Below are 25,915 nucleotides of genomic sequence, written 5' to 3'. Positions count from 1 at the left end.
ACTACTTCAATTTATATAAGTCCAATCCCTCCATCAATATGAATAACTCTTCCTTGAATCATTTGAGCTTGTGGACTGGCTAAAAATGCAATCGTATCTGTTACATCTTCAAACGAAATTCCACGATTACTAGGATTTTTTTCGTTTACCATTTTAACGAGCTCTTCTGCTCGCCCTGGAAATACTTTTTCCAAAGCATCCGTATAAAGTGTGCCTGGGGATACAACATTAATTCGGATCCCTTTTGGTGCTAGTTCAAGCATTAAATAACGAACTAATGCTTCCGTAAAAGCTTTCGTTGTCCCTAACGCAGCATAATTTCCAATCGCATGTGTCGCTCCTCGGCTTGATAATGCTAAAAAGGTCGAACCATAACGAAGTAAAGGCATCGCTTCTTTTATTATTTCAATGATCGAAAAATTACTAACAGCAACTGCCCGATCCCATTCTTCTTTCGATAAATCTAAAGCATTCCCAGGAATTACAGCTACTGCACAATGAACAATTAAATCAAGCTGATCTACTTCATTCTTAATTTTATCCATCATTGTTTTAATAGCGACTGAATCACCAACATCAGCCTTTAACAAATGAACATTTGCCCCTTTTTGCTTTACCTCTTCGAACGTTTCTTTTGCCGCATGATCATCACTAGCATAATTAATGAATATATTATTATCCTTTTCGCTAAAACGAAGCGCTGTTGCTTTCCCAATCCCCTTCGAACCACCTATGACGAGAACATTCATTGTTTTTTCCACCTTTAGATTAATTTTTCATTCTATTTTTATATGTTAAAAAGGTATATCATGTAAGTTCTATTATTGTGTTAATGTTCTTTGATATCCCTTTATTTCAAGAAACCATTTTAGGTCAAGAAATAGTTGAACATAGATTATTTTTCTTTTCTGTTTGCATAGTTGTCTCATGCCCATGACCTGGATATACTATGATACTTTCGTCAAGTTGGAGTAATTTAGTTTTAATAGATTTTTTTAATAAGACGCTATCACCATACGGACCATTCGTATGTCCAACTAGCCCTGCTAATAATGTATCACCAGAAAACAAATACATATCATTTAACAGAAAACATGTACTTCCAGGTGAATGACCAGGAGTGTGAATGGCTTTAATCGTAGAATTACTACACTTTATTAACTCATCACCATTTAACATTACATCTGGCCAGTCGCAGATTAAAGGATTTTCATTTTGATCTGAAAGATTTAAAGAAGGACTCAACAACCATTCTGCTTCTGAATGATGAACGATCACTGAAGCATCTGTATGTCGCTTTAATTGTTTTAAACCAGAAATATGTTCAAAGTGACAATGGGTTAGTAATATATAGTCAACTTTTTGGTTACCGATGTAATTGAGAATGTTTTCTGGATTTCCACCAGGGTCAATTACTATACAGAAGGACTTTTCACTATCTGTAATCACATAACTGTTTGTCTTCATTTCACCATTGACGTATTTTTTTATAATTAACGGCTTCACTATAACTTCCTCCTTAATTCATTTAATTCCTCCCTGTTTTATTAAGCATTTCGAGTGGCTTTTGAGAATTCACTAAATCAAATTAAATAAATTTTTTCAAAATAAATTTGAGAGTTTTGCTATTCCAGGACTTTTTCAGCTCCTGTCATTTCAGTCATCCCCTTACTAAACTTAATTGCATTTTTCATGCCAAAATCAACTATATTGAGAATTTAGGAATTATTGTAAAACTAAGAGTTTGTGATTGCTCAAATATAAGAAATTTACTAATAAATTTCTTATTTATTGGACGGATTATGCTCGCTAGTTAAGAGAAAAAGAGAAGGAGAGCTTTTCCTCCTCCTCATTCTTTCATCTTTATTTTAATAAATCGGTTGTTTCATACTTTGGAGCCATATAAATAGCTGTATCGATTAATTCATACCCTAGCTCAACTTCTTTTCTAACGGCATTTGTCATTACTGTTTCAATCATTGGTAAAGAGATATAATCATCCTTTATTTCTTGTTGAATTTGCGCCATTAGTTCTAATGACCTTTGCTCATCTAACTCTAATTCCGCTTGCTCTATGAGTTGGTCAGATCCACTATATTTAGTAAAGTTTGCAGGGCCCTCTGAATGCCAAACTCGAAATAAATTTGGAACTCCATGAGGCCTTTGAACACCTATTTGGAAGTTAAAAGGATTTTGTCCACCATAAAGAGCTGGCATCCATGTTGGTAAATCGACTTGCTGCATTGGGGCTTCAATACCAACTTGTCTTAATTGTTCCTGAATGAAGCTGTTCACTGGTATATAAGCAGGTAAATTAGGTGTTAATGTTTCTGGAAGAGTGAGTCCATCAGGATACCCTGCCTCGGCTAATAATTCTTTTGCTTTTTCAGGGTTATACTCATATTGACCTGTTTCTATATGACCAAAAACGCCATCACTAAGAATGGATTTTGCGGGCCTTGCGACATCCGTCCCGAGAGAATGCATGAGACTATCGTAGTCGATCGCATAGGAAATCGCTTTTCTAACGAGAATATTATCCATTGGTGCCATCTCTTTATTGAGGTGAATCGTCCAAATCATCGACTGTCCTGAAATTAGAATATCAAGATCTTCGTTTTGGCTTCGCTGTTGAACCCACATACCATCGGGTTCACCGTACGTCATATGAATATCACCGCGATCCATCGCCACCTCACGAGCCGCATTATCTCTCATCACATATAATTCAATTTGATCTAGTTTTGGCTCGCCTCGGAAGTATTCGGTGTTTTTAATTAAAATGGCACTTTCACCTGGTGAATGTGCTTCTAGCATAAAAGGTCCCGTTCCTACTAGTTTCTCAGGATCTTCTCCACCACCTTCTACTGCTTCTCTTTTCATTATTGCACCGCCACCAACTCCATCTACGACTAAACTTAATATAAACGCTGGATACGGTTGTTTTAATGTAATTTCGACGGTGTATTTGTCAGGAGCTTCTACACTTTCTACAAACTTAAACATTGACGCTTGTGGTGACCCTACTTCAGGGTCCATAACCCTTTCAATGGACCATTTAACATCGTCAGAAGTGAACTCGCCATATCCTTTGTGCCATTGAACACCTTCTCGTAATTGAAACGTCCAGGTTAATCCGTCGTCACTAACTTCCCAATTTTCAGCTAAGTCTCCTTCTATCGTATCAAAGCTAGCCGTTCCTGGTTGATAACGTAATAACCCATTGAAAATGGGCTGGACAATTTCCATCTCCGAGTGAGTCGCGACAAAATGAGGATCAAGGTTCCCAGGAGGTGCAGGTAGTGCTACTTTTAATACTTTTTCTCCTTCTAATGCCTCGGAAGTAGGTGAACCTTCTTTTTCAGATGAGTCATTTGATGTTGGTTCTGAAGTTGACGGAGATGTACAAGCCGCTAAAATAAAAATCAAACTGAAAATGAGTAGGCAAAACTTAGTTAAGCCGATCTGGTTTTTCAAATGAATGCCTCCTTAAGAAATGAAAATTATTTTTTATTTGTAAACGCTTACAAAAAAATATGACTCTAAAACTTATCTATAAGGAGTGTCGATACAATAACAGGTTGGTTCAACCTGTTATCCAGTGGGGATGTAGGAAAACCCCCACTGAATAACGTTTCAAATTTATTGATAGTTTTTAAGAGCTTCTTGAAACATTTCGAGGACTTTTCTATGGTCATCACTTACATCTGAGAGGTAGTGTTCTCTAAATTCTTCATATACTTTATCCCACTCGGCTTGCTCTTCGGCAGTTAAAGTATGGATCGCCTTACCTTGTTCTTCCCATTCTCCTAGCGTTCTGAGAGAATCTTCATAGTTTCCTTTACTTCCCCCTTCGGCTACTTCATCTGAAGCTTGAAGAATAGCTTCTCTGATGTCTTCTGGAAACTCATTCCACAAATCGAGATTTATGACAAAACCTACTGGACCTGTACCTGCTCTTGCACCTACTGTTGCGTATTTTACGAGGTCTGTAATTCCATACGTATCGGCGGTCGATGGATAAATATGGGCCACTTCAATGATTCCGCGGTCGAACGCTTCAAACATTTCATTTTGTGTGACAGAAATCGGTGTCGCACCGATAAAGCTAATTAATTCGGTTAACACTCCGCCAAGACCTTGTACTTGTTTCCCTTTTAAATCTTCAGGAACTCTAATTTCATCCCCTTTTGTATAGAAGTCAAATGTTTCGGTTACCTGTACATAAACTGGATACACGCCACTATTCGTGAAGTCAGTTTCCAATAGCGGACTTTGATGAACGATGTCTTTATAGGCCATTGTTCCGTCATAACCAGATTGACTTAATCCAGGTAATGGTAAAACCGAACTACTAATTGGCATGTCATTCGGAATATAAACTGCCGCATAACTAGCAATATCTGCAATACCGTCACGTACTATTTGATAATGGTCTACTAAACTACCTAATTGTCCAGATGGGTAAAAATCAAAATCGACTCGACCGTTAGTTAATTCAGTTACCTTTTCCATCCATGGATAAATAGTATCCCTCGTATACGGATCATTAGGTCCTCCACTTGAAGCAAATGTGAGCGTCCATGTTTGGTCGTTATCCGCTGTAGTACCATTTTCAGAAGGTGTTTCAGAAGAACCTTCTGTATTATCCGATTGTGACGTTGGCTCATTACCGCATCCAACGATGACGATGGCCATTAAGAACACAAGCAGAAGAAAAGATATTCCTTTTCTCATCATGATGATCAACTCCTAACCTTAAATAATATTTGAACAAATTTGTACAACAACAGTTGTGTTTAGGATTGATGCCATCCGCCATCAACAGGTAACATTACACCTGTAATATAGCTAGATTCATCAGAGGCTAGAAATAATGCTGCTTGGGCAATATCTTTTGGCACCCCTACTCGGGCCAATGGCCAAAGTTCACTGCTTCTTTCTTTCATCCCATCAATATGGTCAGCCATCATCGGCGTATCAATAGCACCTGGACAAATACAATTGACGCGAATATTGTTTTTTCCATAGCTGAGGGACATGACTCGGGTTAAAGCCGTTACACCTGTTTTGGCTACCGTATAAGCACACACTACTTCTCCACCTTTTAGACCTGCTAAGGAGGAATTATTAATGATATTGCCACTATTTTGTTTAATCATGATAGGTAGTACATATTTTGATACGAGAAAGACGCCTGTTAAGTTAATGTTTAAGATCGCATTCCAATCTTCGAGTGGAGTTTCTAATACGGGCTCCATTTTGAATTTTGATCTAGCAGAATAACCGATACCCGCATTATTAAATAAAATATCTATCGTTCCATAATGATCGACTACTTGGTCCACCATGGCACGAACTTCATCTTCTTTGGAGACATCCAGTTTGATAAATAATGCGTCTCTTCCTTGCGCTTTGATCTCTTGTACCGCTTCGCTTCCAGCTGCTTCATTCCATTCTGCCACAACAACCTTTGCGCCTTCTTGTGCGAATAGTTCAGCTGCCGCTCTTCCTTGCCCGCTTCCACCGCCTGTGATGATGGCTACTTTACCTTTTAATTTCATAAATGATCACCTTTTTTAATTAGTTTTGTTTTAATGGGTCTTTATTAAGTGAAATCGATTCACTACTGAATCAATGTCTCGATTGATTTGTGAGATCAAGTCATTAAAACTTGGAAAAGCGATTTCTTCTCTTAAATAAAAGCAAACTTTAACATTAAGAGCTTGACCATAGATCATCTCATTAAAATTTAAAATATGAACTTCATAATGTAGCTCATTCGAGTTTCTTGTTGAACCCAAATTAATCACTAGTAAATGCAATGAGGTTTGATTAGATTAATAGTTTTAGTTCGGTATTTTTTTAAGCTTCCTTAGCTAAGTTCATCTCAAAAAAAGTGAGTACGGAATTGATTGCTTCTTCGTGTTTTTCTAAGAGAACCATATGAGAAGCGTCTTCAAGTGTGACCAATTTTGATTGTGGGATGGATTTTTGGAATTCTTCTCCATAAATTGGAGCGACCATTTTATCCTTATCTCCCCATATAATAAGGGTAGGTGCTTTAACGCGATGAATTCGCTTCTTTAAGCCACGATCAGGAATAGGCCATAAAAATTTTCCAGCTGCATTCAAGTTTTTAACTCTCTCGATCGTTAACTCAATTTTTTCGTTCACATCGTCTGTATTTGCTTTCTCTTTCATCGCTTGAACATAAGGAGAGTTTGGATCTGCAAATGCATGTTCAAGTGCTTCATCAGGTAACATCGATAACACATCTGGGATTGGATGTTCATCTAACCATAACCCAACTGGACAAGCTACCACTAAGTTCTTGATACGCTTTTGATCGGTTGCTGCTAGCTCAGTGGCGATCATTCCACCGAGCGAATGACCGATGATGTTCACGGATTCTAAGCCCATCGCTTCAAATAAGTCGTAATAATACAATACTAAATCCCATACGCCATCAATATGTTCTAATCCTGTTGACTCACCTGTACCAGGTAAATAAGGGACAATTACTTGATATTTTTGTGCTAATCCTTCTAAAAATGGATCCCACGCCACGCCACCTGCTCCATGTAGATAAACGAGTGGTTCTCCTTCACCTGCTATTTCTACTGCAAAAGTTACTTTATTATTGATCGTGTACGTTTTTTTTATTGGATTTATCATACTTCTCATCCTTTCATCATTCGTTCATTTAAAATCTCAAATTATATTACTTTCTTATATAACAGTTGAACCACCATCAACTTGTATAGCACTTCCGTGAATAAAGTCGGCATCATCACTTGCTAAAAATGCGGTTACTTTAGCAATATCTGCTGGTTTCCCATATCTACCAGCAGGAGCAGCCATCGTTAATTCATGCCATGGTCCGCCATCTTCAGCCATGTTATTTTCTATTAATTTTGGAGTTGCAGTTACTCCAGGACAAACAGCATTTACGCGAACGCCTTTTTGTCCAAATTCATAAGCTAATTGTTTCGTTAATCCAATAACACCGTGTTTCGCAGCTGTATACGCTACACCTGCTGCACTAGCAATAATCGCTGATGCAGAGGCTGTATTAACGATTACTCCTTTTCCTGCATTCAACATAATGGGTATCACTTGACGAGATACGATAAACGTTCCTTTCAGATTAATTGCTATCGTTTCGTCCCACGATTCTTCGGTTGTATCAATAGCAAGAGAACGATCCGCCTTACCGCCAGCATTATTGATTAAAATATCAATTTTTCCAAATTCATCAATCGTTTTTTTGATCATCGAATCGACCATTCCTACATTTGTGCAATCCACCTCAACACTAATTGCTTTTCCTTGCCCAACTATTTCTTCAAGAAGTTGTACTGTTTCATTAGCTGCTTCAATATTAATGTCAGCTACAACAACAGAAGCTCCCTGGTTAATGAATTCTAAACTCATTTCACGACCCAGCCCACCACCAGCCCCAGTAATAATGGCAACTTTATTCTCTAATTTCATAGGATCCCTCTTTCTTTATTGGAATAAAAATGCTAATTACAATAGACAGAAAGTTCTACTATTTTCGTTCGCTAATTTCTTGTTGAGAATTGCTTATTACACCTTTCGGCCAGTATTCAGATGCGTCCCAATCGCTCCAAACATCTTGTAGATGAGGTAAAACTTCTTCCCCAAACATTTGAATATTTTTCATTGTTAACCAACGAGGCATTGCACCTAAATGTAATAAAGCAAATATCGTACCGACTCGTAAATCTTTAGCGATCTCTCTTAATCGATCTCTGACTGTTTGTGGTGAACCTGCGACGATATACCCTTGTTCGATTAAATCTTCCCACGTCAGTTCTCCTGATTGAGCAAGTTGAGCTGCAGATTTCACTCCTTGCGCTTGTGCAGCAAGTTGAGAATTTAACCCCGCTCGTAAACTTTTAATTGTACGGTACCCTGGCGCATCAGCCGTTCGAGGATCCGAATGTTGTAACTTCTCATAGAAATACCTTACATGTTGTTCATAATCTCGCTTCGCACTTTCATCTGTTTCCGAAACAAAAATAATTTGCGTATATCCTACTCGGTATGGATTCATATCCGCACCTAATTCTTCGACACGGTTCCAGAATGAGTTCATAACTTTTTTCGCATGATTGCCACCATATAAACTTAAGTATGAAAATTGATAATTATTTTCGATCGTTAAATCATACGTTTCCACACTACCACCGCCTGGGATCCATATCGGCGGATGTGGTTTTTGCATTGGTTTTGGCCATGGATTCACGTAGCGAAGCTGATTATACTTCCCATTCCATGAAAACATCTCTTCTTCTTTCCAACTTTTAATAATTAAGTCATGCGCTTCCTGATAGCGCTCTCTTAATTCAGCTGGTATGACACCATATACATAATTCGTATCTGCTGATGTTCCGACTGGGAAACCTTGAACGAGTCTACCGCCACTCAACACATCTAACATCGCACCTTCTTCAGCAACTCGTACGGCAGGATTATATAGAGCGATACTATTACCTAAAACGACGAGAGCTGTATTTGTGTCTCGAACTTTTCGTGCTAAAACCGAAGCCATTAAATTAGGTGAAGGCATCATTCCATACGCACAATTATGATGTTCATTGACTCCGACACCGTCTAGACCGACCTCAACCATGTATTCTAATTCATCAAGGTAATCATGGTACATCGTGTACCCCTTTTCTGGATCATACAACTTTTTTGGGACTGTTACGTGCATACTCGGATACACCTTCTCAAAATCATCAGGTAAATCTTGGTATGGCATTAAATGAAAACCAACAAACTTTAACGACATTTCTTTTTCCTCCTTTAAAATTTCAGATGGGATGGAATAATCCAAATACTTCTTTCATCAAAAAACTAAAAACGTACCTACGCGGGCCCCTTTTGTTAACTGTGTAGAAGAAATTTTATGGGTCGAAAGGTTTCAGTAAAACGACCACCTCCCTTAATGGAATAACAACAATGTAATGAATTTACAAAAAAATACGAATATTCAGTATTTTAGTTCTGCAACTTTTCACTTAGAAAAGTAGTTAAAAACTACTATTTGGTAAAAACAGTACGAGTTGTGGGAATAAAATAATTAAGATGACGACTAACATGATGACTAGTAAAAACGGTGCTGAGCCATAGAAAACTTTGTGAATCGGAACGCCTGAGCTACTACTCGTTATAAATAAATTGATTCCTAATGGCGGAGTGACTAAGCCAATTTCGAGCAATAAAACGACTAGAATTCCGAACCATATCGGATCATAGCCTAATCCCATCATTAATGGGAGCACTACTGGTAATGTAAGTAACATGGCACTCAGTAAGTCTAGGAAACACCCCAAAACTAAATATAAAAGGATAACTAAAAGTAAAATGGTGATAGGAGATAAATTACTTGCTTCGATCGTATCTACGATGTAGACACCGATTCTTGTCATCGTGATGAAATAAGAGAAAAGGTAGGCACCAACCACGATGAAAAATAGCATCGATGTTTGCCTTACTGTAATTAATAGAGATTCAACGATCAACCTTCCATTTAATCGCTTCGCAAGAACGCCAATAATAAGGGCACCTAATGCACCGATGGCTGCTGCTTCAGTTGATGTTCCAATTCCTGTATAAATGACTAGTAAGACAGCGATGATAAGTAAAGCAATGGGCCAAATGTAAGTAATCGATTGAAATCTTTCTTTCCACGTAAATTTTTCAACTACTCTATCACTTCTTAAGGCTGCTACCGTAACATAGATCGATAATAAGAGGGCTAACAATAGTCCTGGAACAATTCCCGCAATGAGTAGTTGACCGATCGATGTTTCGGTTTGAATGCCATAAATAATTAGCGGAATACTCGGCGGAATCATCACTGCTAAAGTACCTGTTGACGAGGCGACAAGACCTGCAGAAAACGTATCTTTATACCCAACCCGGATCATTTGTGGAATTGCTATTTTAGACATGATAGATGTCGCAGCTAAGCTTGATCCTGACAATGCCCCGAATCCTGCACTTGAAAAGACCGTTGTAACACCAATCCCACCAGGTAATTGGCCAATCCATTTTCTCAAAGCGTCAAATAGGTCTTCTGCTATTCTACTTCTCGAGATTAATTCAGCCATAAGTATGAATAGAGGGATTGTAATAAAACTAAAACTATTCACACTTCGAAAGACAGTAGTTGATATAACAGATAAGAGAATATCGAACCCTGAATTGAAAATGATCCCTAATGCGCCTACAGTTATTAGCGCAAACGCTACGGGCATCCCTGTAAATAACAGAATTAAAAGTAATATGATAAAACTTAATGCCATCATTTTCTTCATTCCCTTTTGATCATACTCAATTTTTATAGTTTATTAGCATCTTCCTCCTGAACATCTTTTCCTAAGATCATTTCTACTAATTCGAGTAGCATTCTTAATCCAAATAAAAATGTGCCTACTGCAATCATGAGCATTACTGGGTATAATGGATAAGCTAGTAAACTAGACGACACGATACTTTTTTCATAAAATTCAATCGTGCGTAAAAAATAAACATACGTAATGGTGAAACAGACTGTAACACCAACAACGTTAATGATAATTCGATTGATTTTCGCCCATATTCCTTTAAATTTCTGTTGCAAAATATTAACACTAATATGATCTTTGTAAGAATGTGTATAACTTAAAGCCAGGAATACAATGATTACCATTAAATATTCACTTGAAATTTCAATGGTAGAAACAATGGGTGAACTAAAAAGCCACCTTCCTAGTACGTTGGCCGTAACTAATAGCATTAATGCAATGAGTGCACAGCTTGAAATCACAGCTAAAAAGCGATCGATATTATTAATAATAGTTTTTAATACTTTCACAAGATTTCCCCTCCACTTTCCGCTTCAGGTAAGTTAAAACTGTTTCACAAGTGCCTGAGCTACTCAGATATACTGCATCGATAGATTGTGTTATAGCCCTGATACTTTTATGTGAAATCTACTCGTATGTCCTATAACTGATGAATTCCACATATTGCCCCTTGTAGAAAACGCTTTCAACAATTTGTCCTATTCACTAGCGACAGTTAAATCATCTTCGGGTTAAACCTGTCATAATTTGATTTAGGGAATTAACGCTTCGTTAATACCTCGTTATTTGCGTTTACACCAGTTGGCCAATATGGTGACGCATCCCACTCACTCCATAAATCTTGCAGATGCGGTTTGACTTCTTGAGCAAACATTTGAATATTTTTCATCGTTAACCAACGTGGCATTGATCCAATGTGCATCATCGCAAAGATTGTCCCAACTCTTAGGTCTTTTGCAGCAGCTATTAACCGATCACGAACAGTACTTGGTGAACCAGCGATAATAACTCCTTTTTCAATTAACTCTTCCCATGTTGCTTCTTTTGGATTAAATGCAGAGCCCCCACCTTTTAAATATTGCGAGTTCAAACCTGCTCGCAAACTTTTTTCGGTTCGATACCCTGGTGCTTCAGCAAAATGAGGGTGAACATGTGACGCTGTACGTAAGAAATATCGATAATGTTCTTCATATTCACGTTTCGCACTCTCATCTGTTTCTGAGACAAAAATAGCCTGAGTAAGTCCTACCCTATGAGGGTTCATTTCTGCACCATGTTCTTGGACAAGATCCCAGTATGGACCCAATACTTTCTTTGCTCTTTCCCAACCACTAAAACTTAAGTAAGAAAACTGGTAATTATTTTGGATCGTAAAATCATACGTTTCGACACTTCCACCACCTGGAATCCATACAGGCGGATGAGGATTTTGCATCGGTCTTGGCCATGGGTTAACATACCGTAATTGATTGTACTTCCCATTCCATGAAAATATTTCTTCTTCTTTCCAAGCTTTAAGTATTAAATCATGAGCTTCTTGGTAACGCTCGCGTAATTCTGCGGGACTAACTCCATACGTATAGTTCGTATCCATGGACGTGCCGACAGGAAAACCTTGAATAAACCTTCCACCACTTAATACATCTAGCATTGCTCCTTCTTCCGCAATTCGAATCGCTGGATTATAGAGCGCGATACTATTTCCTAATACGAGTAACGCCGTGTTCGTATCTCTCACTTTACGGGCTAAGATCGATGCCATTAAATTGGGCGAAGGCATCAGGCAACCACCGTCACTATGATGTTCATTAACTCCAATTCCATCAAAGCCCATATCGACCATGAGTTCAAATTCATCTAGAAATTCGTTGTACATCCGATGACCCTTTTCTGGATCATACAAAGATTTTGGGATATCGACCCAGATACTCGAATATTTTTGGTCAAAGTCCTTAGGCAAATCCATATAGGGCATAAAACTAAAACCTATTATTTTTAGAGCCATGAAAAGCCCTCCTCTTTTCAAACTAAATCATGCTACATGAAATCTACGACAAATCTACGAAACTAAATCTCAAAATCTATGGATGTAATATCAACTAGACCAATTTCTTTCAATAAATTCACTGCTTCAATATGTTTTGGATGAGGCAAGTACCCATCAAGAGCAGCCTTATCTTCAAAACGCATGTAAATCCCAAATTGATACCCATTATCATTAATATTTGTACCTGCTTGTGCCTCTATAATTCCTGGGATTTCCTCCTTAATCCTATGGACTTTTTGTATTACCTCTTCTAACTGATTTTGTTGTACACCCTCGACAAAATTAATTAACACGATATGTTCTATCATTTTCTTTACCTCCATTTAAAAATATAATTTAGTTATCCAATCCTAAAGGTGAGTAACCATTTTTTAGGACCTGTATATTAAATTAATGCAATTAACATGCCAAGATTAAATTCCATATAAATCAAGGGGTTTTATCTACTTTTTTCTAACCTTTTTTATTACTTGTAAGAATTTTGAAAGGTAGATTATTACTTTTTATAAAATATTATTCACATTATCATGTGGAAAGGTGACTTATGGTTCGCTCTTATTCGGAAGGCTATGTGGGAAGAATTCTGAGACTTCATAGCAGATGAAATTTCGACTTGAATCAAAAAACTTCCATTAATAAGGTTTAAAACTTAATAATGGAAGTTTATTAAGAACCGCTACGTATACAATATGTTTTGCTCCTAACTGGTCTAGTTATTAAAGTTTTCTTATCTATTTTGGGTACCTTAATTTCTCGATAGTGGACGGAATTTTCTAGTGGAAAGTAAAAAGTAAAGACCATTTAAAATAACAAGGCCGCCCATTCCAATAAAAATATTACTATAGCTGGCAATTACACCAGTTGAATGAACAATCGGATTAATTGGCGCTCCATCCGTTGAATAGTCAAGAATTTTTCCTATAACAGCCGCTCCAATGGCCGATGACATAAAATTAAACAAATTAAAAATTCCCATCCCAATCCCGATTTGGTCATCTGGAAGAACCCAAGAGATTAAACTTGCCATCGCCGTTTGAAAGAACGGGAATGCTACATAGCCAAAAATAAAGGCAAAACTTATTAACCATGGAGAATATCCAGTAAAACTAGACAATAAAATTGCGCCAAGCAAAATTAATGATAACGCAAAAATACATACAGGTTCACTACCCCAGCGATCAGTAGAATTTCCTGCAAAACGAGCAAACAGTGCACTGAAAATCGCGCCTGGAAACATGATGAGTCCAATAAAGATCGTGTTTAAATTATAAACCTCCCTGAGGAGAAGTGGAGTGGTAAACATATTACTAAACATAATAATCATTCCAAAGAAACTGACGATGATCGCGATACGAAATCGTTTGTTTTTAAACATGGATGGAAGAATGAATGGATTTTTTGCCCGTAATATCCACCATACGAAAAATGCTAACATAAAAATACTAGAATAAAGGAAATGCCAATTAAATGTGGTAATAAACAAGATAAACAATGCAACACCTAGGGCCATAAGAACAGCCCCTGGTAGGTCTGTCTTCCCCTCTCTTTTTTCCTCTTTCGGAAGTAATAATTTTAAAAAAGGGATTGTTATTAACGAAACGGTAGAAATCAAAAAGATATATTGCCAATTCAATACGCCTGCAATAAAGCCGCCCATCACAGGCCCAATGCCCGAACCAATGACCATCATTGTTGAAAATACGCTTAACATTTTTCCTCTTTCATTCGGAAAATATCGGGATGGAATAATAAAAACAACGGCAGGAATAGCAGCGGCGCCTGCGGCTTGTAACATCCGAGCGAAAATAACCATCATATAGTTTTGCGCAAAAAATCCTAGAAAAGATCCTAAAGCAAATACAGTTACCCCCACTAGCAAAAGAGTTTTAATTGGATATATATCCCCTAGTTTTCCATATAATAGTGCCCCGATCGCAAAGAAAATCGTATAACCCGTTATTATCCAACTTCCTGTCGATGGTAATAGATTAAAGTGAGCAGTAATATCTGGTAGGGACACGATAAACATCGTATTGTTCAGAACTGAAAATAAAAGTAAGATCGACAATACACCGATCAACTTCTTCTGATCTGATTTCGATAAACGAATATGGGATCCTTTCACTTCAGCTTCGACGTTTGAAATGGTTGTCATTTTGTTACACTCCTAAATTGAACTTCGAAAGAACGTATGGACCTGTTCTTAATCCTTCTACTATATTTCATGTATTCGAACTTATTCTTAAAAATCGTGATCGATAAAGATTAAAAAGCATGAACCACCCCTGTATTTACGCGAAATACAGGGGTAAGTCATCACTCGCTCATTATTTTCTTTTTTGTTTAATATGAGGATCTACTGCGTCGCGAAGAGCATCACCGACGAGATTAAAACATACAGATACGATCATAAGTGCGATTCCTGGATAAATTGCTACTCCTGGCTGTGTTGTAATATACCTAAACCCATCTTGGATCATATTTCCCCATGTTGGTGTTGGAGGTTGAATTCCCATCCCTAAAAAACTTAAAGCGGCTTCAACCATGATTACAACGGTCATATTTAATGTGGAAATAACGAGTAACGGTCCAATGATATTCGGTAGTATATGAGTTAACAAAATCCGAGTGCTTCCCGCTCCCATTGATATCGCTGCTTTTATAAATTCTTTTTCCTTTAACTCTAACGTCGATCCGCGAGCGATACGAGCACAACTAGGCATAAGACCGATACTAATAATTAATATGAGAGTAATCATATTAGAGCTGACTGCTACTAACACCATAAGACCTAATAGTAGGAGCGGAATGGACATAATCGCTTCCATAAAACGCATGATGATATCATCCACTTTCCCACCTTTATACCCTGCAATCATCCCAATTGCAAAACCTACGATACTACTAATTGCAACGGCAGCAAAGCCAACGATTAAAGAGATTTGTGATCCCAATAAAATTCGGCTGAAAATATCCCGACCGTTCGGATCCGTTCCTAACCAATTTTCACCTGATGGTCCTGCCATTCGGTTTACCACATTTTGAGCTAACGGATCATGTGGCATTAACAGTGGTGCCAATAAAGCAATGAGGCATATTATGATTAAAATCCACAAGGCAATCATTCCGAGTGTATTTTTTTTAAAAGCTTCCCATTCCGATGATTTTTTATTAACTGGGGCTACCGTTTCCTGACCTACATTATTCAACACTGGTTCTGGCAATTCTATTCCTCCTTTCTTGTTTTATTCTGGACGAATTTTTGGATTTATGAATGAGTAACTGATGTCTACAATGATATTTACGAATTGAACAACAAGTGTAAATAAGATCAAACAACCTTGGAGAATTGGGAAATCACGTGAACTAATGGCATCAATCGCCAATGTCCCTAAACCAGGACGACTAAAGATCGTTTCGATTAATACCGCTCCACTAATGAGTGATGTAATATATAAACCTATCACTGTAATAACTGGAATTAGTGAATTACGTAGTACATGCTTGTAGATAACAACCTTTTCAGGAATTCCCTTAGCTCTTGCTGTACGGATATACTCTCGATTAATTTCATCTAACATACTCGCTCGGGTAAACCTCATCATTACTGCGGCTAAAATAAGTCCAATGGTTAAGGATGGAAGGAATAAGTGATAAAACCGTCCCCAAAGTCCTTCTCCTAATCCCATAGACGGAAAAATAGGAATTCGTAATGAGAAAATTAAGATCATAATAATCCCGAACAGAAATGGAGGTGCTGATATCCCAATTAGCGAAAGAAGTCTAATTCCAGAATCTATTTTTGTACTTTGTTTTCTTGCCGCTAAAATTCCTAGTGGGATACCGATCGCACATCCTATAATAACACTGAAAATGGCTAATTCAACGGTGTTAGGGAAGTTCGCTAATAACTGTCCTGTTACAGATTTCCCTGACATTGCCGAAACACCAAAATCACCTTGAACTGTATCCTTTAAAAATATAAAATATTGTTGCCATAGTGGAAGATTCAGTCCCATTTGTTCTCGAAGAGCATTAAGAGCCTGTTCACTCGCTTCTGGTCCTAGAATTTGGACGGCAGGATCTCCAGGAAGTATGCGAAGACCAAAGAAAATCATTGAAATGGTTATAAAAATGGTCGGGATTGCTATTAAAATACGGCGAATAATGTATTTAAACAATTGGCTCTCTCCTTTCTGGTCTTAATTATTAGAAATGATATGAAGGAGCCATCTCCTCCATATCATCTTGTTAATTTACTTAATATCTGTTGTTTCAAAAATTGGAGCGACATAAAGAGGAGTAGAATTTAATTCGTAACCTAGGTCCACGTTATTTCGGTAAGCATTAACTTGTACGGTTTCAAGTAATGGAACATTTACGTAATCAGCAAGAATTTCTTCTTGGATCTGTTTCATCAACTCTAGCGATTTAGTCTCATCTAGTTCTCTTTCTGCTTGTTCAATTAAAGCATCAGATCCACTGTAGTGAGTAAAGTTCCCAGCACCATCTGAATGATACGAATTATATAATTGGACAGAACCATGAAGGGCCTGTAGTCCTATCGTTAACGTTACAGCACTTTGATCACCATATAAAGCAGTAATCCATGTTGGCGTATCTACTGTTTGGAATGGCATTTCAATTCCTACTTGTCTTAGTTGTTCCACAATATAACTGTTTACTGGTACATAGGCAGGGATGTTTGGACCAAGTGATTCTGGTAATGTTAATCCATTAGGGTAGCCTGCTTCTGCAAGCAATTGTTTCGATTTTTCTGGATTATAATCGTACCCGCCAAGATCGGTATGACCAAAAACATTATGCGTAAGAACAGAAGTCATCGACTTGGCAACTTCCTCACCTAAAGACGCGACCAAATCTTCTGGATTCATCGCATGAGCAATGGCTTGACGCACACGAATATCATTTAACGGTTCGATCGTCGTATTTAATTGAATAGACCATACCATTGGTAATCCAGAAGTTTGTACAGTTAAATCTTGATTTTGACTTCTTTGGTTAAACCACATTCCATCAGGTTCTCCATATGAGAAATCAATATCTCCTCTGTCCATCGCTACTTCACGAGCAGCTAAGTCTCTCATAATGTATCTTTCGACTCTATCAATTTTTGGCTCACCACGGAAATAATCTGCATGCTTCACTAAAATAGCACTTTCTCCCGGAGTATAAGACTCTAGCTCAAAAGGACCAGTTCCGATTAGTTTGTCCGCATCCTCACCACCAGCTTCAATTGCCTCTTTGTTTACAATAGCACCACCAGTTACGCCATAAGCAACTAAACTAAGGATAAAACTCGGATTCGGTTCTTTTAACGTAATGACAACCGTATACGGATCTGGAGCTTCTACGCTGTCTACAAATTTAAAGGATGAGGCACGTGGAGAACCAACTTCTGGATCCATGACTCTTTCAAGTGACCATTTCACATCTTCAGATGTAAGTTCACCAAAACCTTTATGCCATTGAACACCTTCATGTAAATGGAATGTCCAAGTAAGTCCGTCCTCACTGATATCCCAACTCTCAGCTAAGTCACCTTCAATCGTTTCAAAGTCAGCTGTCCCAGGTTTATATCGTAATAAACCATTGAAAATAGGCTGAATAATTTCAAATTCTGCATGTGTTCCTGCAAAATGCGGGTCTAAATTACCTGGTGCTGCAGTCATTGATACTCTTAACACTTTTTCCCCTGTGTTCTCTTCTGTTGGTGTAGAAGAATCGTTTGAATCATTTGTTGGCGATGTTTCAGTTTCTGTAGACGTACATGCTGCTAGTATGAAGATAAAGCTGAAACATAGAACGAGTAATTTAAATAAGCTTGCCTGTTTATTCATTTTATTGCCCCCTTATATCGTTGGTTTTATAGGTTAATGTTTAAATAATAGAATCATAGCTTCTGAATGGAAGTCATTCTTGCACATGGAATGTATTGCTTCTGCTTCGAATACTTTAGGAAGAGAAATTCATACACACTCTTTTATTTTTTTGCTTAGACTATTAATAATGAAGCGAGCGCTTTTATTCCTCCACTTTAACGTTTCTAAATAATACCTAAGCTAATAAATGACATGCGGCCTGATGCTCATCAGATACTTTTTTCATTTCAGGATAAGAAGCTTCGCATGCGGCTACTTTATGTGGACATCGAGTATGGAAATGACATCCTTTTGGTGGATTTTTAGGGCTAGGTGGATCTCCTTTTAAGATAATGCGATTTTTCTTGTTTTTTAATTTTGGTTCGGCAATTGGGACCGAAGATAATAACGCTTGGGTATAAGGGTGCTGTGGATTAGAAAAAATTTCTTCTCTTGTCCCTTGCTCAACAATTTTCCCCAAATACATAACTGCTACTCGATCACTAATATGCTCAACAACACTTAAATCATGGGATATAAATATATACGTTAAGTTTAATTTCTGCTGTAACTCTTCAAATAAATTCAGAATTTGCGATTGAATAGAGACATCTAATGCTGAAACTGGTTCATCGCAAATGATTAACTCTGGATTTAATGCAAGTGCGCGGGCAATGCCAATGCGTTGCTTCTGACCTCCAGAAAGTTCATGTGGATACCGATTTAAATGATGGGAACCTAAGCCTACTAAGCTCACAAGTGATTTCACTCGATCTTCAATTTCCGATTTAGTTCCCATGCGATTAATAACTAACGGTTCACTAATGATCCGCTTAATTGTATGTTTCGGGTTAAGCGAACTATAAGGGTCCTGGAAGATCACCTGCATTTGTCTACGAAGCTCTTTGATTTGTGTCTTATTACTATTTTTAAACGTCTGGCCATTGAAATGGATTTCTCCTGAAGTGGGACTAATTAAATGATTTAAGCACATTCCTGTCGTACTTTTCCCACAACCTGATTCTCCTACAATACTAAATGTTTCACCTTTTTTAACTTCAAAGTTAACTCCGTCAACTGCTTTAATCGTGTTTGTCTGTCCACCAAAAAAGCCATTTTTTACTGGATAATGTTTCTTTAAATCTTTTACAACTAACAACATGTCTTCAGCTTGTTCTTTTTTGGGAACTCTTTCTTCTTTAACTACAGTTTGTTCCAACAACGAACCCTCCTCTCATCTCCTACTTCTTCTAGCAATGGTGGCTCCTCTCGACAAATATCCGTTACAAACTCACACCGAGGCGCAAATCGGCATCCAATTGGCATATTGTCGATATCAGGAACTGATCCAGGGATAACATGAAGCTTCTCCTTTTTATCTCCTAATCGAGGCGCAGAAAGCATTAAGCCTCTCGTATATGGATGATGTGGTGATTCGAATATTTCTTCAACCGTTCCTTCCTCAATTACCTGACCCGCATACATGACAACCGCACGATGGCAAGTTTCAGCGACTACACCCAGGTCATGAGTGATCATAATAATCGTCATCTGTTCTGTTTCTTGGATTTCGTTTAATAAGTCCAAGATTTGAGCTTGTATTGTTACATCAAGAGCCGTTGTCGGTTCATCTGCAATGAGAATTTTTGGGTTACACGCCAATGCCATCGCAATCATTACGCGTTGACGCATTCCACCCGATAGCTGATGTGGATACACTTCTAGCTTTTCTGCTGGATCTGGTATCCGTACTTTTTTTAATACATCAATAGAACGCTCTTTAATTTCTTTGGCACTATAGTTGGTATGGTATTTAAACACTTCTGCTAGTTGATTGCCAATGGTGAAAGACGGGTTTAACGAAGTCATTGGTTCCTGAAAGATCATCGAAATGTCTTTTCCTCGTATATTGTTCATATCATTTGATGTAAGCGTCGTTAAATCTTTTGCATCAAACTGAATATTTCCAGATCCAACTTCAATATTTTGCGGAAGTAGACCCATAATAGATAGAGCAGTCATACTTTTTCCACAACCACTTTCTCCTACTACAGCCAAGGATTCTCCATGATTTACTTTAAAACTAATGTTATCTAAAATGGCAGTAAACTGTTCCTTATTACCACGACCTACTCGCAGATCTTGGACCTCCAATACAGTTCCCATTAATATCCCGCCTCCTTTTCTCATTAATCTCAAGGGGATTTCATTTCATCACAGTTCATTATTAATCAGGAATTACGTGTTCTTTTATTTTTTGTTGAAGCACCTCCTTAGGCGGCATTAGTTTGTATGCGCTTTCATTACGCTGTGCAGAATAGGAAACGCACTTTCCAATGGTGAACTTACTTGTACCAAGCTTACAGTAAGAATTGCAATATTTATGCCAAAATAAAGTAGTCGGTTTTCAAAGGTTTCTAGACTATTTTTCTTATATTTTTATTTCGTTTAAGAATTTTATTACTACTCTTCCTACTTTTGAAAAAATGATCACTTTAAAAGAAAAAGTCGAAATCAAGTAATCCTCTTGACTAACGACTTTTGTCCCCTAATATTTAGAATTTAAAAAAGTAGGTTTTTGCGTGATGTTAGAGTGCACCCCATCCGCCATCAACAGGCATAATTAATCCAGTAATAAAACTTGAATCATCTGATGCTAGAAATAAAGCAGCCGTTGCAATTTCCTCTGGTTTTCCAACCCTACCGAGTGGATTTCCATTAAAGTTTTCTGAGATATTCCGATCTTCCAATACTTCTGCGATCATTGGGGTATCGATTGCACCAGGACAAATACAATTTACACGAATATTGTGTTTCCCGTTATCTACTGCCATAACTCTCGTTAATGAAACGATCCCACCTTTTGCTGCCGTATAAGCATCTGCTCCCGTTACTCCGACTAAACCATTCATCGAAGAATTATTAATGATATTTCCACTATTTTGTTTGATCATAATTGGGAGGATATGCCTACACAATAAGTAAGCACCATTTAAATTAATTCCGATAATATTATTCCAATCTTCTAACGGAGTGTCTTGAATCGCAGCCATCTTGTATTTGTTTCGCTCCGAAAATCCAACCGACGCATTATTAAATAAAATATCAATTCCCCCATATTTATCCATAACCTGTTGAACGACTGCCACGACATCTTCTTCCTTAGAAATATCTGTTTTGATAAATAAAGCTTCTTGACCAGCTTGAGAAATTTCTTCCTCCACCTTTTTCCCGTTTTCTTCATTCCATTCTACAATAACAACTTTTGCTCCTTCACTAGCAAACAGCCTAGCAGAAGCTGCCCCTTGTCCACTTCCAGCTCCAGTGATGATCGCTACTTTGTCTTTTAATTTCATAATTTACCTCCGTCTTTACTTAATAGATTGTTGTACGTTAAGTTTTTAATTTCTAGTACTCCATTAATTCTTTAACAGTTTCAATGATTTGCTCTTCACTTGGACGGTAATACTGTTCCAAATGAATATTTTGAGCAATTGGTACATCAGGGCTACCAATTCTACGGAACGGAGCTTGTAAGTCAAATAATGCTTCCTCACCGATAATCCCTGATAATTCTGCTCCCATACCACCCGTTTTCGGTTCTTCATGAACCATAATGACGCGTCCTGTTTTTCTAACCGAACTTAAAATCGTATCTTTATCAAGTGGAGCTAAAGTTCTAGGATCTACAACCTCAACACTAATACCCTCTTTTTCTAACTCTTTAGCTGCATTTAAAGCAGTATGAACTTGCAACGCTGTCGCAATAATGGTGACATCTGTTCCTTCACGCTTAATATCTGCTTTTCCTAATGGAAGGAAATACTCTTCTTCAGGTACTTCGCCTTTCATATCGTACAACACCTTATGTTCAAAAAATAACACAGGGTTATTATCACGAATCGCTGTTTTTAATAGACCTTTTGCTTCATAAGGAGTTGATGGGATCGCAATGTATAGACCAGGAGCATGCATAAATAATGCTTGTGGACTTTGAGAGTGTTCAGGTCCAGCTCCACCTGCAATTCCAATTGGTAGCCTTAAGGTAACTGGAACTTCCATCGTTCCACCGTGCATCCATTTCCATTTTCCTAACTTATTGTAGATTTCATCAAATGCAACCCCGACAAAATCTCCAAACTGAAGCTCAGGCACTGGCCGAAGTCCACTAAGTGCTAACCCGAGCGCAGCTCCTACGATTGTCGACTCGGTAATAGGAGTATCAAAAACCCTTACTCCACCAAATTCTTCGTATAACCCTTTTGTCATACTAAATGCTCCACCAAATTTCGCAACATCTTCTCCAAACACAACCATTGTATCGTCATGAGCCATTTCTTCTTGCATTGCATCTATAATTGCTTGTCGCATCGTAATTTTTGCCATAATACAATTCCCTCCCCTTATGAAAATAGTCCTTCGAAAATTCTTTCGCGTCCTGGTACAGGCGCAGATTCTGCTAGTTCAATCGCTGCAAGGATTTCATCTTGAATTTCTTTTTCTAAATTATCTATCTCAGCTTCTGTTATGATACCTGCTTGTTGTAAATCACGTTTAAAGTTCTTAATTGGATCACGCTGTTCTTTCCAATACTTTAATTCTTCAGCATTAACATAATCATATGGATCACCTTCATAATGGCCGCGATGACGGAAAGTCTCTGCTTCTATAAATGTTGGTCCTTCACCTCTTCTTGCTCTCTCTACTGCTTCTTTCGTAATTTCATTCATAAGCAGTACATCATTTCCATCGACAACATAATTCGGAATTCCATAACCATAAGCCCAGTCAGCGATATGTTCTCTAATACCATGTGTTTCTTTATAATGACTTGAAATCGCATACTGATTGTTTTCACAAATATAAACGATCGGTAATTTATATATGCTTGCCCAGTTTAATGAACCATGTAGAGGTTCTCTTGAAGCTGCACCGTCTCCAAAATAACAAACACTAACATCATCTGTACCTTTTACCTTCGATGCATAACCAGTACCTACTACAATATTAAACTGCGAACCAATTGTTCCACACTGCCCTAAAACACCTCTTGAAGGGTCGGCGCTATGAACAATTCCAGCTCCTAGCCCTCGTGTTGTTCCGTGTGTCGTACCAAGAAAATCTCCGTAAAGTTTAGAAAGAGGAACGCCTTTAGCAATTTTTTGGTTACACCCTCTATGATTGTAAAAGATGACGTCACTATCGCGTAACATATTGATAGACCCTGCGGATAAACCTTCTGAACCAATTCCAGAATGATAAAAACCAGAAACTTTCCCTTCTTGCATCAATCGGATTAAATTTTCATCAAACCTCCGAATACTAACCATTGTTCTAAGTAAGTTAACTAAAAAATCTTTATCATAGCTTTGAATATTTATTTCTTTTTTGTAAATATCGGCCATTTCCAATCACTCTCCCATGAATAATTTAAAAACTTAAAAATAATTTAAATTCAGAAAATATAACTAACACTTATAAAGGACTGTTTTATTCATTTAATCAATAACAATAGTTTTAACGTTTCCCCAAAAGAAGTAGCTCTCTTCAAGCGTTAGCTAAGTGGTGATAGTTTACGCGGTTAATCCACCATCTACAGGCAAAATTACACCAGTTATATAACTCGATTCATCCGATGCTAAAAATAATGCAGTTTTGGCAACTTCCTCTGATTCTCCTATTCTCTTAAGTGGAATAAAGTCATAGTTCGTCACATCCTTCATCGCAACCTCAATCATTGGAGTTGCGATCCCACCAGGACATATACAATTGACTCGTATATTGTATTTTCCATAATCGATTGCCATCACTCTCGTTAAAGAAATCATCCCCCCTTTCGAAGCAGTATACGCATCACATCCTGTAACTCCTTTTAACCCACTTAACGAAGAAGTATTAACAATACTGCCACTTTCCATTGTTTTCGTTCCATTCGGCTATGATAACTTTTGCGCCTTCTTTTGCAAACAACGTGGCAGCGGCCTTTCCTTGACCACTTCCTGCGCCAGTAATGATGGCTACTTTTTCTTTTAAGCGCATTTTCTCACCTCCCATAAAGTGAAACTTCCATTAGTAAGGGGTTTTCCTCTCCCTCCACTATCTTTCTTGATTACTCGAAATCTTGAAGTGGGGGTATTACTGCCAGTTGTTGTGGGATAAAAGAAAACTTTAATACTCTATCATTACTTTGACTGATTCACTTGCATTCATTTGTGTTTCAAACGCTTCCTTAGCATGGTCAATTGAAAATACATGAGTAATTAGAGATTTGGTTTCGACCTTTTTAGTACTTAGGAGCTCGATCGATTCTTGCATATCGCCTCCTAAACATCCTAAAATCTTAGGAGCTTTATGGACAATTTTTGTAGTATCAATGGATGCCTTTTTTTCTGGTAGCCCAACAAAAGCAATAACCCCTCCACTACGGACAATCTCAAATGTTTGTTCAACTGCTGCTGGTGCACCTGCTGCATCAACAACGATATCAGCCATCGCTCCTTCATTAAAATGGTAAGGACCGACACCGACTAAATCTTTTATTCTTTCTAACACATCTTCTTTTGCCGCATTAATTGTTTGGGTTGCACCTAATTGCTTTGCTAATTCTAATCGAGGTTCCGATACTTCGGTTACGATTACCGTTTCAATTCCTTTCGCTTTAAACACTTGCATAACAGCGTTTCCTATCAAACCAGCACCGAGTACGACAACTTTGTCCCCTGGTTGCGGATTACATTGATTAACCGTATAAGCTGCGACTCCAACTGGTTCAATCGTTGCTGCTGTAAACTTATCCATATCCATTGGAATGGGATGGAAGCTAATCCCACGTTGTGCATTTGAGATTTTAATATATTCTGCAAAAGCACCTGGAAGTCCATACCCCGTTGAAGCTTTAAATAAGTTTGGACAAAGAGTATATTGGGCTTTTTTACACCAGAAACAACTGCCACATACACCAGAATGAAAAGCTGTTCCTCTTTGTCCTACTTCGATACCTTCTACTTCATTACCAACCTGAATCACTTCTCCAGAATATTCGTGGCCCATCACTTGACCTTTTTGAATATATAATCCTGTTCCATAACTATGGACGTCTGAGCCACAGATGCCACATGCATCCACCTTTAATAAAATGTCTGTTGGGCCAACTTCTGGAATGTCAATACTTTCGACTCTAATATCTCGCGGACCATAATATACTGCTGCTTTCATTTTACCCATACGTTAATATCACTCCTTTTTTAAAACAAGCTTTTATTGTGCTCGTTTCATGATTTAGTTGTATCAAACCAATGAATCAACATACATTCACAAAATTGTAAGAGAAACCAATACTATCGTGTTGCTCATAATCTGCTATCGCATTGGACCCTCCTCTAGTGTCGTGTTTGCTAGAAAACGCTTACATTATTAAATAGTTTGCATGGAAAAATAGTTTAACTAATCTACTTTCACTTTTATTTGCAAAATTCATGCCAATACATCTTCTGCTGATATCATAAGGTTTTACAAATTAATTAATATATTTTTTTACTTCGTTTAAGAATTTTACTGCAACTCTTCTAATTTGTAGGAAAGTAGTCTAGAAGAAATGTTGA

General features: G+C 37.7%; 23 protein-coding genes and 1 pseudogene. All 24 read right to left on the bottom strand.

What is annotated here, in order from left to right; genetic code table 11:
* Positions 1-11 precede the first annotated feature (11 nt).
* The 24 genes and pseudogenes from BK574_RS05405 to BK574_RS05290 all read right to left on the bottom strand — a co-directional run bounded on the left by BK574_RS05405 (position 12) and on the right by BK574_RS05290 (position 25,538).
* On the bottom strand, positions 12-749 hold the full coding sequence (locus BK574_RS05405; RefSeq protein WP_078427827.1) for an SDR family oxidoreductase: 738 nt from the start codon (positions 747-749) through the stop codon (positions 12-14).
* Between the two features lie 124 nt (positions 750-873).
* Complete coding sequence (locus BK574_RS05400) at positions 874-1,506, bottom strand: MBL fold metallo-hydrolase (RefSeq protein ID WP_078427826.1); 633 nt, start codon at positions 1,504-1,506, stop codon at positions 874-876.
* A 357-nt stretch (positions 1,507-1,863) separates the two neighbouring features.
* Entirely contained in the window at positions 1,864-3,477 is a 1,614-nt protein-coding gene (locus BK574_RS05395) for an ABC transporter substrate-binding protein (RefSeq protein WP_078427825.1), read from the bottom strand.
* A 165-nt stretch (positions 3,478-3,642) separates the two neighbouring features.
* On the bottom strand, positions 3,643-4,740 hold the full coding sequence (gene dctP, locus BK574_RS05390; protein WP_078427824.1) for a TRAP transporter substrate-binding protein DctP: 1,098 nt from the start codon (positions 4,738-4,740) through the stop codon (positions 3,643-3,645).
* A 59-nt stretch (positions 4,741-4,799) separates the two neighbouring features.
* Positions 4,800-5,564 (bottom strand): SDR family NAD(P)-dependent oxidoreductase, encoded by a 765-nt coding sequence (locus BK574_RS05385; protein WP_078427823.1) that lies wholly within the window; start codon positions 5,562-5,564, stop codon positions 4,800-4,802.
* Positions 5,565-5,594: 30 nt separating this feature from the next.
* Entirely contained in the window at positions 5,595-5,813 is a 219-nt protein-coding gene (locus BK574_RS29165; RefSeq protein ID WP_218970540.1) for a riboflavin kinase, read from the bottom strand.
* 52 nt (positions 5,814-5,865) lie between these two features.
* Entirely contained in the window at positions 5,866-6,678 is an 813-nt protein-coding gene (locus BK574_RS05375; RefSeq protein WP_158211543.1) for an alpha/beta fold hydrolase, read from the bottom strand.
* Between the two features lie 54 nt (positions 6,679-6,732).
* Positions 6,733-7,497 (bottom strand): SDR family NAD(P)-dependent oxidoreductase, encoded by a 765-nt coding sequence (locus tag BK574_RS05370; protein WP_078427820.1) that lies wholly within the window; start codon positions 7,495-7,497, stop codon positions 6,733-6,735.
* Positions 7,498-7,555: 58 nt separating this feature from the next.
* Positions 7,556-8,824, bottom strand: coding sequence for an LLM class flavin-dependent oxidoreductase (locus tag BK574_RS05365; RefSeq protein ID WP_078427819.1), 1,269 nt, complete (start codon positions 8,822-8,824; stop codon positions 7,556-7,558).
* Between the two features lie 241 nt (positions 8,825-9,065).
* A complete protein-coding gene (locus BK574_RS05360; RefSeq protein WP_078427818.1) occupies positions 9,066-10,355 on the bottom strand; it encodes a TRAP transporter large permease in 1,290 nt (429 codons plus the stop codon).
* 23 nt (positions 10,356-10,378) lie between these two features.
* Positions 10,379-10,894, bottom strand: a complete 516-nt coding sequence (locus tag BK574_RS05355) for a TRAP transporter small permease (protein ID WP_078427817.1) — start codon at positions 10,892-10,894, stop codon at positions 10,379-10,381.
* 251 nt (positions 10,895-11,145) lie between these two features.
* Complete coding sequence (locus BK574_RS05350) at positions 11,146-12,390, bottom strand: LLM class flavin-dependent oxidoreductase (RefSeq protein WP_078427816.1); 1,245 nt, start codon at positions 12,388-12,390, stop codon at positions 11,146-11,148.
* Between the two features lie 62 nt (positions 12,391-12,452).
* A complete protein-coding gene (locus BK574_RS05345; protein ID WP_075387050.1) occupies positions 12,453-12,740 on the bottom strand; it encodes a Dabb family protein in 288 nt (95 codons plus the stop codon).
* A gap of 437 nt (positions 12,741-13,177) precedes the next feature.
* Entirely contained in the window at positions 13,178-14,587 is a 1,410-nt protein-coding gene (locus tag BK574_RS05340; RefSeq protein WP_078427815.1) for an MFS transporter, read from the bottom strand.
* 172 nt (positions 14,588-14,759) lie between these two features.
* Positions 14,760-15,656 (bottom strand): ABC transporter permease, encoded by an 897-nt coding sequence (locus BK574_RS05335; protein WP_078427814.1) that lies wholly within the window; start codon positions 15,654-15,656, stop codon positions 14,760-14,762.
* A gap of 21 nt (positions 15,657-15,677) precedes the next feature.
* Positions 15,678-16,613 (bottom strand): ABC transporter permease, encoded by a 936-nt coding sequence (locus tag BK574_RS05330; protein ID WP_075387052.1) that lies wholly within the window; start codon positions 16,611-16,613, stop codon positions 15,678-15,680.
* 75 nt (positions 16,614-16,688) lie between these two features.
* Positions 16,689-18,293, bottom strand: a complete 1,605-nt coding sequence (locus BK574_RS05325; protein ID WP_078427813.1) for an ABC transporter substrate-binding protein — start codon at positions 18,291-18,293, stop codon at positions 16,689-16,691.
* 217 nt (positions 18,294-18,510) lie between these two features.
* A complete protein-coding gene (locus BK574_RS05320) occupies positions 18,511-19,533 on the bottom strand; it encodes an ABC transporter ATP-binding protein (RefSeq protein WP_274379401.1) in 1,023 nt (340 codons plus the stop codon).
* A complete protein-coding gene (locus BK574_RS05315; protein WP_078427812.1) occupies positions 19,518-20,480 on the bottom strand; it encodes an ABC transporter ATP-binding protein in 963 nt (320 codons plus the stop codon). Before BK574_RS05315 ends, BK574_RS05320 begins: the two co-directional genes overlap by 16 nt.
* 422 nt (positions 20,481-20,902) lie before the next feature.
* The gene (locus BK574_RS05310) at positions 20,903-21,670 is read right to left on the bottom strand and encodes an SDR family NAD(P)-dependent oxidoreductase (protein WP_078427811.1); all 768 of its coding nucleotides are present in this window, start codon (positions 21,668-21,670) and stop codon (positions 20,903-20,905) included.
* Positions 21,671-21,722: 52 nt separating this feature from the next.
* Entirely contained in the window at positions 21,723-22,700 is a 978-nt protein-coding gene (locus BK574_RS05305; RefSeq protein WP_075387056.1) for an alpha-ketoacid dehydrogenase subunit beta, read from the bottom strand.
* Between the two features lie 17 nt (positions 22,701-22,717).
* Positions 22,718-23,719: a thiamine pyrophosphate-dependent dehydrogenase E1 component subunit alpha gene (locus tag BK574_RS05300; protein WP_075387057.1), complete on the bottom strand. Its 1,002-nt coding sequence runs from the start codon at positions 23,717-23,719 to the stop codon at positions 22,718-22,720.
* 168 nt (positions 23,720-23,887) lie between these two features.
* A pseudogene (locus BK574_RS05295) lies at positions 23,888-24,353 on the bottom strand (SDR family NAD(P)-dependent oxidoreductase).
* Between the two features lie 129 nt (positions 24,354-24,482).
* Entirely contained in the window at positions 24,483-25,538 is a 1,056-nt protein-coding gene (locus BK574_RS05290) for a zinc-dependent alcohol dehydrogenase (RefSeq protein WP_078427810.1), read from the bottom strand.
* Between the last annotated feature and the right edge of the window lie 377 nt (positions 25,539-25,915).

The organism is Alkalihalobacterium alkalinitrilicum, from assembly GCF_002019605.1.
Lineage (GTDB): Bacteria > Bacillota > Bacilli > Bacillales > Bacillaceae_F > Alkalihalobacterium > Alkalihalobacterium alkalinitrilicum.
Note: the sequence above shows the minus strand (reverse complement) of the source record. Positions and strands in the feature narration are given on the sequence as shown.

Bases quoted from the DNA above. Each gene is read 5' to 3' on its own strand.
- BK574_RS05405 (WP_078427827.1), bottom strand. From the start codon at position 749: ATGAATGTTCTCGTCATAGGTGGTTCGAAGGGGATTGGGAAAGCAACA.
- dctP (WP_078427824.1), bottom strand. From the start codon at position 4,740: ATGATGAGAAAAGGAATATCTTTTCTTCTGCTTGTGTTCTTAATGGCC.
- BK574_RS05385 (WP_078427823.1), bottom strand. From the start codon at position 5,564: ATGAAATTAAAAGGTAAAGTAGCCATCATCACAGGCGGTGGAAGCGGG.
- BK574_RS05375 (WP_158211543.1), bottom strand. From the start codon at position 6,678: ATGATAAATCCAATAAAAAAAACGTACACGATCAATAATAAAGTAACT.
- BK574_RS05370 (WP_078427820.1), bottom strand. From the start codon at position 7,497: ATGAAATTAGAGAATAAAGTTGCCATTATTACTGGGGCTGGTGGTGGG.
- BK574_RS05365 (WP_078427819.1), bottom strand. From the start codon at position 8,824: ATGTCGTTAAAGTTTGTTGGTTTTCATTTAATGCCATACCAAGATTTA.
- BK574_RS05360 (WP_078427818.1), bottom strand. From the start codon at position 10,355: ATGAAGAAAATGATGGCATTAAGTTTTATCATATTACTTTTAATTCTG.
- BK574_RS05350 (WP_078427816.1), bottom strand. From the start codon at position 12,390: ATGGCTCTAAAAATAATAGGTTTTAGTTTTATGCCCTATATGGATTTG.
- BK574_RS05345 (WP_075387050.1), bottom strand. From the start codon at position 12,740: ATGATAGAACATATCGTGTTAATTAATTTTGTCGAGGGTGTACAACAA.
- BK574_RS05340 (WP_078427815.1), bottom strand. From the start codon at position 14,587: ATGACAACCATTTCAAACGTCGAAGCTGAAGTGAAAGGATCCCATATT.
- BK574_RS05325 (WP_078427813.1), bottom strand. From the start codon at position 18,293: ATGAATAAACAGGCAAGCTTATTTAAATTACTCGTTCTATGTTTCAGC.
- BK574_RS05315 (WP_078427812.1), bottom strand. From the start codon at position 20,480: ATGGGAACTGTATTGGAGGTCCAAGATCTGCGAGTAGGTCGTGGTAAT.
- BK574_RS05310 (WP_078427811.1), bottom strand. From the start codon at position 21,670: ATGAAATTAAAAGACAAAGTAGCGATCATCACTGGAGCTGGAAGTGGA.
- BK574_RS05305 (WP_075387056.1), bottom strand. From the start codon at position 22,700: ATGGCAAAAATTACGATGCGACAAGCAATTATAGATGCAATGCAAGAA.
- BK574_RS05300 (WP_075387057.1), bottom strand. From the start codon at position 23,719: ATGGCCGATATTTACAAAAAAGAAATAAATATTCAAAGCTATGATAAA.
- BK574_RS05290 (WP_078427810.1), bottom strand. From the start codon at position 25,538: ATGGGTAAAATGAAAGCAGCAGTATATTATGGTCCGCGAGATATTAGA.